Raw genomic sequence first — 11,925 nt, forward strand, 5'->3', positions numbered from 1 at the left:
GGGGCGCCGCAATCTCAGGCGCTGACCGTGGGCGAGAGGTCGACGAGCCGGTTGCTCATCACATAGAAGGTCAGCTCGGCGTTGTTGGTGAGCTTCATTTTTTCGAGCAGGCGCGTGCGGTAGACGCTCACCGTCTTCACCGAAAGCGAGAGCGCGTGCGCGATGTCGGTGAGACGCTTGCCCGAGGCGAGCATGCACAACGTCTGGTATTCGCGGTCGGAGAGCTTCTCGTGGGGCAGCTGTTCGCCGTCCACCAGCACATAGTCGGCGAGCGCTTCGGCCATGGCCGGGCTCACGTACTTGCGGCCCGCGGCGACCTGCTGGATCGCGGCGATCATCTGCGCGGCGTCCACCGTCTTCGAGAGATAGCCGGCCGCGCCCGCCTTCAGCGCGCGCACCGCGTATTGATCCTCGCGGTACATCGAGAACATCAGCACCGGCACGCGCGGCGCCTTTTTCTTCGCGCGCTTGAGGACCTCCACGCCGTTCATGTCCGGCAGCGAAATGTCGAGCAGGACCACGTCGCACACATGCTTCGCGATCGCGGCGAGCGCCTCGGCGCCCGTTTGCGCCTCGATCACCTCCGCGGCAACGCCACGGTCGAGCAACAGCTGGCGAACGCCCTGGCGCACGACGGCATGGTCGTCGACGAGCAGGATGCGATGGGTCATGAGCGGGCGCCTTCCTGGATGGGGAGGAGGGGCGAGCCGCAAAGGGAGCCGGCGAGCAGCGCGTCCCACGCGAAGCGTGCGCGCACGGTCGTGCCGCTTGGGGCGGCTTCCTGCTGTGCGTCGCCGGGGCCGGGATGCGTGCGTGCAATGCCGCCCTTGACGGCGCGCAGCGAGCCGCCGAAGGCGGCGCAGCGCTCGCGCATGCCGGCGATGCCGTAGTGGCCGTAGTGGCTTGGGTGGCCGGCGTGGCTCGCGCGTCTCGCTGCGTCGTCGTGGCCGCCGTGTGCGCTCGCCGGGCCGGGGAGCGTGCGGCTTGCGACGCGCGCGAGGCCGATGCCGTCGTCGGCGATGGTGAGCGTGAGGTGGCGCGCCGTGCTCTCGAGCCGTACCTCGGCGCACGTGGCCTGCGCGTGGCGCGCCACGTTGGCGAGCGCTTCCTGGGCGACGCGGAACACCGCGAGCGCGGCCTCGGCGGGCAGGCGGGCGAGGCGCGCGTCGTCGCTCGCGCCGGTTACGCGGGCGGCGAGACCGGTGCGCGCCGCGAAGCCGTGCACCCAGCTCGAGAGCGCGCAAGCGAGGCCCGCGTCGAGGTGCGGCGCATGCAGGCCGTCGAGCACCTGGCGCATCGCGCCGGTGGCGGCTTCGAGCGAGCGGGCGACGAGCGCGAGCGCCTCGGCGCACTGCGGCGGGGCGTTGGCGGGCAGCCAGGTGTGGACGTTGGCGAGCGCGAAGTGCGTGGCGGCGAGTTCCGCGCCCACGCTGTCGTGCAAATCGCGGGCGAGCTGGTGGCGGACGGCTTCGTCGGCGTGAATGGATTGGGCGGCGCTGCCGTGGGCAAGCGCCCGGCTCGCGCGCCGGCGGGCGCCGCGCGCAGGCGGGGCAATCTGCCGACGCGCGCGGTCGAGGTTTTCGAGCGCGGCCACCGTGGCCGCCTCGTCGGCGGCGGCGGACCATGCGAGGAAAGCGAGGCCGTCGACGCCATGAGCGGCGCGCGGCGCATCGCCGGCTGGCGTGCGCGCGTTCGGCGCGGCGTATCTCGACGTATCCATCATTCCCCCGTTCAGGAACCGGTTCCTGCTGTCAGACGTCTGTCGGGATTTGGCCTCCTCGACGTGACGGCGAACAGCACGGCGCAGCGTAACGAAATTTACAACCGGTAACAACCTGGCTCTGCCCCCTGGACAGGGACTAGTGTGTCCAATGTTGCGCCGCGATAATATCTCAAAAAAATAAAAACTTCAGGCTGGACAAGGGTTAGCCGCCAAACTTCAGGTGTCGCATGAGGTCGCGGGCCGTTGTCATGTAGGAAAAATACTGACAGGAAAGGTATCGCATTTGTGTGACAACTGTAACTGCGTCATGGGCAAGCGCGCGGCAAAATAAAGGGCCAAATAAAAATACGCAGGCGAAAAAAAACCGGAGCGCGAGGCTCCGGTTCTTCGGGTCGCGAGCGACCTTGCGCGGGCGCTTAACCGACGAACGCCTTTTCCACCACGTAGTGACCCGGCTGGTTGTTGCTGCCTTCCGTGAGGCCCGCCTTTTCGAGCAGCTCGACGGTGTCGCGCAGCATGTGCGTGCTGCCGCAGAGCATGATGCGGTCGCGCTCGGGCGAGAACGGCGGCAGATCGAGGTCTTCGAACAGCTTCTTCGTGTCGATCAGCTCGGTGATACGGCCGCGGTTGTCGAACACTTCGCGCGTGACGGTCGGGTAGTACACCAGCTTCTCGCGCACGATTTCGCCGAGGTATTCATGCTCGCGCAGCTCTTCGGTGATGAAGTCCTTGTACGCGAGTTCGTCGACGAAACGGCAGGTGTGCGTGAGCACGATCTTGTCGAAACGGTCGTAGATGTCCGGGTCCTTGATGATCGACATGAACGGGGCGAGGCCCGTGCCGGTCGAGAGCAGCCACAGCACCTTGCCGGGCAGCAGGTTGTCGGCCACCAGCGTGCCGACGGGCTTCTTGCCGATCAGCACCTTGTCGCCGATCTTCAGGTGCTGCAGGCGCGACGTGAGCGGACCGTCCGGCACCTTGATGCTCAGAAACTCCAGATGCTCTTCATAGTTGGCGCTCGCGAGCGAGTACGCACGCATCAGCGGCTTGCCGTCCACTTCGAGGCCGACCATGGTGAACTGGCCGTTGTCGAAACGCAGGGCCTGGTCGCGCGTGCAGGTGAAGCTGAAAAGCGTGTCGGTCCAGTGATGGACGCTCAGAACGGTTTCTTCGGTGAATTTGCTCATGGTTCCTGAAGTGCGAAACAAGCGCCGCCTGACGGCGGCGATCCTGCCGGCTTGCTGTCCAGTACAGCGTAGCTTTGACGATATGCCCGGGACCCGGCAGCCTGGCTTTACGCCACGGCAGGCAAGTCCCTGCTGCTTTCCTTGTCTTTTTCCCTGTCTTTTGCCAGATCGCCCCGCTGCGAACGAGGCGCAATTCGCTATTTTACCGCGCTCGAGCCACGAGGACCCGCTCGATCCTGCCTGCCGATCTGCCTGGACCGGGTGGGATCCCCTGCGCGGCAAGGGAGGGTGGCTCGCTGCGGCGGTGTGCTGGCATCCGCGCATGGGCCGCAACACGCTTCGGCGGGAGGCTGCCAGCGACGGCAAAAGGGGGCGGCGGGTCAACTTCGCCCGGCCTCGCGGGCCGGAGCGGACCTTGCCAGGACCCGCGAGAGCGGGATCTCCTGCCGCTGGCGACACGCGCCAGACCGCGAAAGCGCGATCGGGTGTGCGAATTTTCGGCTAAATGATACCGGAAGGTCTGACAGCCCGCAGCATTGACCCTGCTGGCGGGGCAGTTACGGTGCGGCGTTTAGGCGCTTTAGGCGCCGATGCACGCGTCATGGCGCCATTTCGACGCTGCAACGGTGGTGCGACGGTGTGCCGCGGCGCGCGAGGCGCGCATGCTTCGGGTGAGCCGCGCGCCGCTGCCCGGCGCGTCAGTCTTCGAGCCGCAGGCGCGCCATGTACGGCAGGTGATCGGAGAGCCAGGCGGTCTCCTGCGCGGGCTGGATCAGCTCGACGGGCTTGAGCCCTCGCACGAACATCTTGTCGAGCGCGAGCGCCGGCGAGAAGGCCGGAAAGGTGCGCGCCGGCTCGCCGAGCAGCGTCGCGACTTCCTGCAGCCCATGCTCCGCGAAGAGCGGCACGGAGTCGTTGCGCCAGTCGTTGAAGTCGCCCGCCAGCACGAGCGGCCCCTGGGGCGCTTCCTTCACGATCCAGTGCGCGATCCAGTTCATCTGCCGCAGCCGCGCGCTGCGCGTGAGCGCGAGGTGCGCGCACAGCAGCGTGACGGACTGCCCGGCTACGTTTGCGCGCGCAACGAGCAGCCCGCGCCGTTCGAAGCGGTGCGCGGAAATGTCCCAGCGTCCGCCCAGATCGAGCGGGTGCGGCGAGAGGATCGCGTTGCCGTGCCGCCATGAAGGCTTGAACACATTGGGCCCGAGGGCGATCTGCAGTTCGAGCGCGGTGGCGATTTCGGTGGCCTGGCAGTGCCAGACGTCGTCGAGCGGGTCGCCCAGCTGCGCGCCGAAGGCCGAGGCGAGCACCGGTTGCGGCAAGCGGCGGGCCATCGCTTCCTGGAGAAACCAGGCGTCGGCATGGGTGGACTGCACCCAGCGCCGCATCGCCTCCCAGGCCTCGAAGCCCAGCGGCGAGCGGCCCTTGTGCAGATTCCAGCTCACGGCGACGAAGTCTTTGCTCAGAGAGGTGTCGATGAGCGGTTGTTCGGGATTTCGCATGCGTGTTTTTCTAACGGATTGGGTCACGCCGGGTCGTGCATGGGGCGTGCGGTCACTGTGCGGACGGCGGCGCGAGCGTGGCGCGCACCCGATACGCAAGCGAGGGGTTCTGGTCGACGATCTGCCAGGTCACCCACTGCCCGTCGGGCACGATCAGGCCCGGATGGCTCGCGTTCACCTGGCGCGGCTGCGGCGGCAGCCGGCACCCTTCGGGCGTCGTCGGCGCGGCGTCGTTTTCGAGCGTTTCCTGCGCATCGATCGACAGAATGACCAGGTTCGCGCGCACCTGCAGCGGCGAAACGGTGATCGTGCGCGACAGATCGATGCTGCCCGCCGGCTGGTCCTTGCAGCCCACGTTGTGCGAGACGACCTTGTGATGCGTGTCGGTGTGCGCCTGGCCGATTGAGGTCGTGCCGTTGAACGCGTCGATTTGCTGGCCGTCGCGTATCACCTGCAGTTCCCACTGCACGGCGCCCTGCGTGACAGGCGCCGTCGCGGGCGCCATGGCGGGTGCGACGGGCGCAGCGGGCGGCGGCGGGGGTGTCACGGCGCGTGAGGTCGGCGGCGGGGGAGGCGGCGGTGGCGGGGGGTGTGCCGGCGCTTGCGCGCCCGGCAGGATGGGCGGTTCCGCAGCCTGTGCATAAGCGGGCTGCGCCGTTGCTTGCGCCAGCGCGCACGCACTCGCTCCCACGAGGACGGCGGACAGCATCAGGGCAAGGCAATGTTTCCACAACTTCATATGGCTGGCTCCGTGCACGGCGCTGCGCGAGGCGACAGTGTCGGCAACGCTACGGCGGGGCGGGTACGTTCTGACCATCGATCCTATACCGGGTTCGCAAACGCCGGACCGCAGCGGTTCATTGGAGATGGGGATGCGGCAGGCGCGCTTCAACCGTCGGGCGCTGCGTGATTGGTTATTGAAGTGCAACAAACACAAATCATAGAAGGTGATCTGAGGGAAATTGTTGTCCTGCCTGCAACACTGACTTGTTGCTTATCGGGATGGTTTTTCGATAGCCCGTGTTTACACTGGCTTCGACGTGTCCAGCACGTTGTCCGGGATTCCGCCGGCCGGCCAGCATGGGTTGCGAAGCTCGCCGCGCATCCACTCGAAGGAGCATCGCCATGAAGAAGTCCGCTACGCTTGCTGCCCTGCTGGTCAGCGCCGCCACCGCCCTTGTTGCCGCGCCCGCCTTGGCTGGCGCCGATGCGGCGGCCCAGGCGGTTCAATCGCTGCCTGTCGCGGCGGTCGCCACGAACGGCCCGAAGACGCGCGCCGAAGTGAAGGCCGAGCTGGCCAGCGCCCGTGCTCACGGCGAACTGAGTCTGAACCCGAATTCGCCGGCGTATCCGCAGCAATACGCGATGGGCGGCTATACCGCGCCTCGCGAGCAGGCCGCGGGTTTCTTCCACGCTCGCCGCGTCGCCAACTGACGCTTCGGCGGGTCTGCGGCGACTGCGCTGCCCGCTGCTCTGTTCCCTTCCGCTCTTTCCTTGCGAGCGTCTGGCGTAGCCTCTCCGCCGGGCGGCGTACAATTTTTGTCATGCGGCGGCGCGCTTCGCGCGCGGCCGCCCCCATGGCAGAGAGGATCGCGGTGCGGCTGGCTTGCCTGCCGGCGCGGCGAAGGCGGGACGCAGGGACATGGACCAGATCGAATGCGTGGTGATCGGCGCGGGCGTGGTCGGCCTCGCCGTAGCGCGTGCGCTTGCCGCGCGCGGGCGCGAGGTGATCGTGCTCGAAGCCGCCGAGGCCATCGGCACCAGCACCAGTTCGCGCAACAGCGAGGTCATTCACGCCGGGCTTTACTATCCGCGCGGCTCGCTCAAGGCCACCTTGTGCGTGCGGGGGCGAGAAATGCTCTATGAGTACTGCGCGTCGCGCAACGTCACGCACGCGCGCTGCGGCAAATTGCTAGTCGCCACGGCCGCGAACCAGATTCCGCAACTCGAGGCGATTCGCGCGCGCGGCAAGGAAAACGGCGTGTTCGACCTCACGCGCATCAGCGGCAGCGAGGCGCTCTCGCTCGAACCGGCGCTCGAATGCGTCGCGGCCGTGTACTCGCCGCAAACCGGCATCGTCGACAGCCATCAGCTCATGCTCGCGCTGCAAGGCGACGCCGAGCGCGACGGCGCCGTGATCGCGCTGAAGTCGCCGGTCGAGTCGATCGATGCACTGGGCAGCGGCTTCACGGTGCGAACGGGCGGCGACGCGCCGATCGACATCCGTGCCACCTGCGTCGTCAATAGCGCCGGCCTGCATGCGACGAAGCTCGCCAAACGCATTCGCGGGCTCGACGCGCGCCACGTGCCGCCGTTCTATCTGGCGCGCGGCAATTACTTCAGCGTCTCGGGCCGCGTGCCGTTCTCCCGTCTCATCTACCCGATGCCCAACGACGCGGGCCTCGGCGTGCATCTCACGCTCGATCTGGGTGGCCAGGCGCGCTTCGGTCCCGACGTCGAGTGGATCGATGCGGTCGATTACGACGTCGATCCGCGCCGCGCCGATTCCTTCTACGCCCAGATCCGCACCTACTGGCCCGCGCTGCCCGACGGTGCACTGCAGCCGGCCTACGCGGGCATCCGCCCGAAGCTCTCCGGGCCGGGCGAACCCGCCGCCGACTTCATGATCCAGGGCGCGGCGTCGCACGGCGTGCGCGGCCTCGTGAACCTGTTCGGCATCGAGTCGCCGGGGCTCACGGCTTCGCTTGCGATCGCGCAGCGCGTGTGCGAGATGGCTTCGTTCGACTGATCCGTGCTTGCGCCAGTCTTGCGCCCTTGTTCCGCTGGGCGGCATCATGCCGCTCACTTATCTCCGGCATTGCAGCGCCACCTGGGCTTGCTTCGTTGTTAAGCTTCTTCGCGACGCCGCCACCAGAGCGGCTCAGAGGCATGCGTGGCACGCGCCACACAATCGCGCCGCGCGAAAACCCAGCGAACGAATCGCCACAATACTGGAGTGAGTCATATGAAATCGTCCCGCCGCAGCTTTCTGATCACGAGCATCGGCGTCGCTTCGACGCTCGCGCTTTCGCGCCAGGCCTTCGCCGACGCGCCCAAGGCTGCCGAATCCGATCCCACCGCCCAGGCGCTCGGCTACAAGCTCGACGCAACCAAGGTCGACAAGGCCAGGTTCGCGAAGTACGCCGCCGGCCAGGACTGCAGCAACTGCACGTTCTATCAGGGCAAGGCCACCGACGCGTTCGCGCCGTGCCCGATGTTCGGCGGCAAGCAGGTGGCGGGCAAGGGCTGGTGCAGCGCCTATAACAAAAAGGCGTGATGAACCGGTGCGTGCGCGCCAGTGCGTCGATCCCAAGGCGTAGGCCCCGCGCGCCTGGCTGCCCGCGCAGCCCGGTCGCAAAGGCGCAGGCGCGCTAGAGCCGCGCCTGCAGCAACGGCGGCCGCCGGTTGAACCACGGGCGCGCCGCCTCCAGTTGCGCCGCGAGGCGCAGCAGCAACGCGTCGTTGCCCTCGCGCGCGGCGAACTGAACGCCGATCGGCAGCCCACGCGCATTCCACGCGAGCGGCACCGACATCGACGGCTGGCCTGTCAGGTTGAACAGCTCCGTGCAGCCCGCCCACGCGAACGCCTTGTTCGAGGCTTCGGTCAGCAGCTTTCTCATCAGCACTTCCACGGGCATGGCCGTGACCGCGCGCATCTGGATGCGCTCGCTCTGGCTCGGCTTCAGTTCGCCGATTTTCACCGGAGGCGCCGCGAGCGTCGGGCACAGGAGCACGTCGTAGCGCTTCATCAGGTCGGCGAGCTGCGCCGTGATGCGCTGCTGCACGTCGAGCGCCGCGGGCAACTCGCGCTCGCCGAGCTTCTGGCCGATGTGCGCCATGGCCCATGTGGCGATCTCGAACTCCCGGCGGCGCGGCTTCGTGCCCGTGATGTCGTCCGCGTGCAGCACGTACTGTTCGGCCACCACCGACCACAGCATCAGGAACGCCTCGCGCGCCTGCGCGTAATCCACGGGCAGCGAATACGGCTCCACGCGATGGCCGAGCGACGTGAGCAGTTCGGCGGCATCGTCGAGCGCGCCGCGCACATCGGGCGAGAGCGTGTCCGCGAACATCGGCTCGGTCAGCAGCGCAACGGCGAGCGGCTTCGAGCCGTCGAGCGGGGTACGCGCGGCGGCGAGGAAGGTGCCGGGCGCGCCGGCCGGCAGCGCGGGGTCGCCGGCGATCAGGTCGAGCATGAGCGCGCTGTCCCGCACGCTGCGCGACACCGCGAGATCGACGCCGAGCGCGCCGGGCGGCGGCGGCACGTCGGACGCCGGCTGGAACACGCGCGACGGCTTGAAGCCGAACAGCCCGCAGCACGACGCCGGAATGCGGATCGACCCGCCGCCGTCGGACGCGTGCGCGAGCGGCACGATGCCCGCCGCGACCGAGGCGGCCGCGCCGCCGCTCGAGCCGCCGGGCGTGTGATCGAGGTTCCACGGGTTGCGGCAGGGGCCGAACAGCTCGGGTTCGGTGTAGGGCATCTGCCCGAGTTCCGAGGCGCTCGTCTTGCCGAAGATGTTCAGGCCCGCAGCGCGAAACCGCGCGACCACGGGCGCGTCGGCAGTGGGGATGTAGTGGCGGTAGTGGCGGCTGCCGAACGTCATGCGCAGCCCGGCTACTGCAGCGCCGAGGTCCTTGACGAGAAACGGCACACCCGCGAGCGGCCCGACGCTTAGCGCGTTCACGCCGTTGCCGGACGCCTCGATGCGCCGCGCGCGCTCGCGCGCCGCTTCATAGTCCTTGAGAACGATGGCGTTGATCGCGGGATTGGCGGCTTCCGCGCGGGCGATGGCGGTGTCGAGCAGCTCGCGCGCACTCACCTCGCGGCGGCGCACGAGATCGGCGAGGCCGATGGCGTCGTATTCCAGGTAGTCGGACTGCAAGGCGCGCACTCCTCGTCGGGTTGGGGCCGGGCTTGAGCGATACGGGCTACGCAAGGAGTGTAAGCGGGCGGCGCGCTGGCCGGGTTTGTCGTTGCGCGCGCATCGATGCATCAACGCGTGCGCAACGACAGATAGGCGGCGGCGGGGCATCGACGCAGCAAGCGCCGCCGCCCGTCGGACCCGGGTATTACAGATGCCCGGCGAGGAAGCTCAGCGTGCGGCCGTGCGCGAGCGCCGAAGCGTGCTGGTTGTACGAGGCGCGTACCGGGCAGTTGAAGCCGTGATCGGCGTTCGGGTACAGGTGGAACTCGGCGTTCGGGCGGCCCGCGAAGCGCTCTTTCACCTGGCCCACCGCCGTCAGCGGAATGCCGTGATCGAGTTCGGCGTAGTGGAACAGAATCGGCCTGGTGACCTTGTCGGCGAGATCGAGCTGATTCTGGATGCCGCCGCCGTAGTAGGACACGGCTGCATCCACCGAGCCGCCGGCGGCCGCAAGGTAGGCAAGGCGGCCGCCGAAGCAATAGCCGATCGCCGCGACCTTGCCCGTGCACTCGGGCAGCGCGCGCAGCGCGGCCGCCGTCGCGGCGATGTCCTCGACCACGAGGTCGACGTCCGTTTTCTGCATCAGCGCGATGCCGCGGTCGCGGTCCGCGCCCACGTAGTCGAGCTCGACGCGCGGAGCCGCGCGCCAGAACACGTCGGGGGCGATGGCCACGTAGCCGTCGAGCGCGTATTGCTCGACGATGTCGCGGATGTGCCCGTTCACGCCGAAGATCTCCTGCAGGATGACGATGCCGGGACCCTTGCCGCCCTTGGGCAGCGCGAGGTAAGCGCCGAAGCTGTCATTGCCGGCGGGAATGTCGATCCATCTGCTCGAAACGCTCATGTTGTTTCTCCGTCTTCATCAATGAGTCATGCGACGCACGGCAGCGCGCTGGCAGGCGGCTCGCACACTGCCCGCGGCGCGTCGCGAAATCGGGGAGCCAGTTTGCCATAGGCCCTTGAACCTCTGCAGCGCACGCCACGGAAAACCCGTTCTCGCAAGCGGATCGTAATGATCTCGATTATTCATTTTTCGGGCACGAGGCCTTTGGCTAGAGTCGGTAGCGGTTTGCATCGTCATCGCTCATTCAGCCATACAAGGATTGCCTCATGCGTTCTGCTCCCGCGTTGCGCCCGTCGCCCGACCTTTCCACCCCGTTCAGCCGCCGCTTCGGTTTGCGCCTGCCGCTCGTGCAGGGGCCGATGGCCGGCGGCCCGACCACGCCCGCGCTCGTCGCGGCGGTGTCGAATGCGGGCGGTCTCGGTTTTCTCGCCGGGGCGGCGCTCGCGCCCGAAAAGATCGCAAGCGAAGTTGCCGCGATTCGCGCGCTCACCGACAAGCCGTTCGGCGTGAATCTCTTCGTGCTCGACCCCGCGCAACCCGACGACGCCACCGTGCGGCGCGCGCTCGAAGCGATCGATCCGGTGGCGGCGCAGTTCGGCCTGCCGCCCGGTCAGGCGCTCGCACGTTACGCGCCCGACCTGCGCGCGCAACTCGACACCGTGATCGAGCTGCGCGTGCCGGTGGTGAGCTTCACGTTCGGCCTCTTGCCCAAGGCCGATGTCGCCCGCCTGCACGCGGCAGGCAGCTTCGTGATGGGCACGGCGACGCACGTGGCCGAAGCCGTGGCGTGGCGCGACGCGGGCGCGGATGCGATCGTCGCGCAAGGCGCCGAAGCGGGCGGCCACCGCGGCACGTTCATCGGCGAGGCGCCGCACGCGCTCGTCGGCACGATGGCGCTGGTGCCGCAACTCGTCGATGCAGTCGGTGCGCCCGGTGTGCCCGGTGTGCCCGGTGTGCCAGGCGCAAGCGGCCTGCCGGTGCTGGCGGCGGGCGGCATCATGGACGGGCGCGGCATCGCCGCGGCGCTCGCGCTGGGCGCGCAAGGCGTCCAGATGGGCACTGCGTTTTTAGGCTGCGCAGAAAGTGCGATTCCCGCCGACTGGAAGGCGCGGCTGCGTGCGTCGACGGATACCGCTACCTCGGTCACGCGCGCGATCACCGGGCGCCACGCACGCGGCATTCGCAATCCGCTCATGCAGCAACTCGAGGCGCGGCCCGAAGCGGTTGCGCCGTACCCCGTGCAGAACGCGCTCACGCAGCCGCTGCGCCAGCGCGCGGCGCGCGAGAACGACGGCGATTATCTTTCGCTGTGGTCGGGGCAGGGCGCCCCGCTTTCGCGCACGCGCGAGGCGGGTCTCGGCGCAGGGCAAATCGTAGAAGCGCTCGATGCCGAATGGCGCGCGCTTCTCAGCAAACTACCCGGCAACTTCAGCGGCAACTTCAGCGGCAACTTCAGTCACGAGTCGTGAGGCACGTGGCCGCACGAGACGCGCGTTGGCAGCGCATCGGCAACCGAAATTAATCGAATGCTTACTTGAACCGGCGCGCGCAAAAAAGCGCGTGCCCGACTGCCGCGGGACTCGCAAACGTTGTCGCAAATGCGCGGGACTTTCCTATGGTCGCAACGCGCCCTGGTGGATTCCCGCAATGCATGCGCCAACACCCCAATAACTCCCGTCAATTAATCTCAAAAACGATTCGCGCGGCGGCCGCTCAGGGAATCTCCCAAGAACGGGATCCAAAG

The 11,925-nt window shown here is 68.0% G+C and carries 11 protein-coding genes; 4 read left to right on the top strand and 7 right to left on the bottom strand.

Annotated elements, in window-relative coordinates; all coding sequences use genetic code 11:
- Positions 1-14: 14 nt before the first annotated feature.
- From rqpR to BHE01S_RS15425, 5 genes are all read right to left on the bottom strand, one after another.
- Positions 15-671 carry a response regulator transcription factor RqpR gene (rqpR, locus tag BHE01S_RS15405; RefSeq protein WP_042265507.1) on the bottom strand — a complete coding sequence of 219 codons (657 nt, stop codon included), beginning with the start codon at positions 669-671 and terminating at the stop codon, positions 15-17.
- Entirely contained in the window at positions 668-1,720 is a 1,053-nt protein-coding gene (locus BHE01S_RS15410) for a sensor histidine kinase (RefSeq protein WP_084068890.1), read from the bottom strand. The genes rqpR and BHE01S_RS15410 overlap by 4 nt, the downstream gene beginning before the upstream one ends.
- 419 nt (positions 1,721-2,139) lie before the next feature.
- Positions 2,140-2,910, bottom strand: coding sequence for a ferredoxin--NADP reductase (locus BHE01S_RS15415; protein WP_042265508.1), 771 nt, complete (start codon positions 2,908-2,910; stop codon positions 2,140-2,142).
- A gap of 698 nt (positions 2,911-3,608) precedes the next feature.
- Positions 3,609-4,409 (bottom strand): endonuclease/exonuclease/phosphatase family protein, encoded by an 801-nt coding sequence (locus BHE01S_RS15420; RefSeq protein ID WP_042265511.1) that lies wholly within the window; start codon positions 4,407-4,409, stop codon positions 3,609-3,611.
- Positions 4,410-4,461: 52 nt separating this feature from the next.
- A complete protein-coding gene (locus tag BHE01S_RS15425) occupies positions 4,462-4,914 on the bottom strand; it encodes a hypothetical protein (protein WP_042265513.1) in 453 nt (150 codons plus the stop codon).
- A 620-nt stretch (positions 4,915-5,534) separates the two neighbouring features.
- Between BHE01S_RS15425 and BHE01S_RS15430 the strand changes: the two genes are divergently transcribed.
- The 3 genes from BHE01S_RS15430 to BHE01S_RS15440 all read left to right on the top strand — a co-directional run bounded on the left by BHE01S_RS15430 (position 5,535) and on the right by BHE01S_RS15440 (position 7,686).
- Entirely contained in the window at positions 5,535-5,843 is a 309-nt protein-coding gene (locus tag BHE01S_RS15430) for a DUF4148 domain-containing protein (protein WP_042265515.1), read from the top strand.
- A gap of 208 nt (positions 5,844-6,051) precedes the next feature.
- Positions 6,052-7,158, top strand: coding sequence for an NAD(P)/FAD-dependent oxidoreductase (locus BHE01S_RS15435; protein WP_042265516.1), 1,107 nt, complete (start codon positions 6,052-6,054; stop codon positions 7,156-7,158).
- Positions 7,159-7,374: 216 nt separating this feature from the next.
- Complete coding sequence (locus BHE01S_RS15440; protein ID WP_042265518.1) at positions 7,375-7,686, top strand: high-potential iron-sulfur protein; 312 nt, start codon at positions 7,375-7,377, stop codon at positions 7,684-7,686.
- Positions 7,687-7,780: 94 nt separating this feature from the next.
- Here BHE01S_RS15440 and BHE01S_RS15445 read toward each other — a convergent pair whose 3' ends face one another.
- Both BHE01S_RS15445 and BHE01S_RS15450 read right to left on the bottom strand, forming a co-directional pair.
- Positions 7,781-9,295 (bottom strand): amidase, encoded by a 1,515-nt coding sequence (locus BHE01S_RS15445; protein WP_042265580.1) that lies wholly within the window; start codon positions 9,293-9,295, stop codon positions 7,781-7,783.
- Between the two features lie 187 nt (positions 9,296-9,482).
- Positions 9,483-10,181 carry a dienelactone hydrolase family protein gene (locus BHE01S_RS15450; RefSeq protein ID WP_042265522.1) on the bottom strand — a complete coding sequence of 233 codons (699 nt, stop codon included), beginning with the start codon at positions 10,179-10,181 and terminating at the stop codon, positions 9,483-9,485.
- Between the two features lie 266 nt (positions 10,182-10,447).
- Between BHE01S_RS15450 and BHE01S_RS15455 the strand changes: the two genes are divergently transcribed.
- Entirely contained in the window at positions 10,448-11,650 is a 1,203-nt protein-coding gene (locus BHE01S_RS15455) for an NAD(P)H-dependent flavin oxidoreductase (protein WP_042265524.1), read from the top strand.
- The last annotated feature ends 275 nt before the right edge of the window (positions 11,651-11,925 follow it).

The sequence above is a fragment of the Paraburkholderia heleia NBRC 101817 genome, assembly GCF_000739775.1.
Taxonomy (GTDB): domain Bacteria; phylum Pseudomonadota; class Gammaproteobacteria; order Burkholderiales; family Burkholderiaceae; genus Paraburkholderia; species Paraburkholderia heleia.

Coding starts and splice junctions, on each gene's coding strand:
- rqpR (WP_042265507.1), bottom strand. CDS start 671: ATGACCCATCGCATCCTGCTCGTCGACGACCATGCCGTCGTGCGCCAG.
- BHE01S_RS15410 (WP_084068890.1), bottom strand. CDS start 1,720: ATGGATACGTCGAGATACGCCGCGCCGAACGCGCGCACGCCAGCCGGC.
- BHE01S_RS15415 (WP_042265508.1), bottom strand. CDS start 2,910: ATGAGCAAATTCACCGAAGAAACCGTTCTGAGCGTCCATCACTGGACC.
- BHE01S_RS15420 (WP_042265511.1), bottom strand. CDS start 4,409: ATGCGAAATCCCGAACAACCGCTCATCGACACCTCTCTGAGCAAAGAC.
- BHE01S_RS15425 (WP_042265513.1), bottom strand. CDS start 4,914: ATGGCGCCCGCGACGGCGCCTGTCACGCAGGGCGCCGTGCAGTGGGAA.
- BHE01S_RS15430 (WP_042265515.1), top strand. CDS start 5,535: ATGAAGAAGTCCGCTACGCTTGCTGCCCTGCTGGTCAGCGCCGCCACC.
- BHE01S_RS15435 (WP_042265516.1), top strand. CDS start 6,052: ATGGACCAGATCGAATGCGTGGTGATCGGCGCGGGCGTGGTCGGCCTC.
- BHE01S_RS15440 (WP_042265518.1), top strand. CDS start 7,375: ATGAAATCGTCCCGCCGCAGCTTTCTGATCACGAGCATCGGCGTCGCT.
- BHE01S_RS15450 (WP_042265522.1), bottom strand. CDS start 10,181: ATGAGCGTTTCGAGCAGATGGATCGACATTCCCGCCGGCAATGACAGC.
- BHE01S_RS15455 (WP_042265524.1), top strand. CDS start 10,448: ATGCGTTCTGCTCCCGCGTTGCGCCCGTCGCCCGACCTTTCCACCCCG.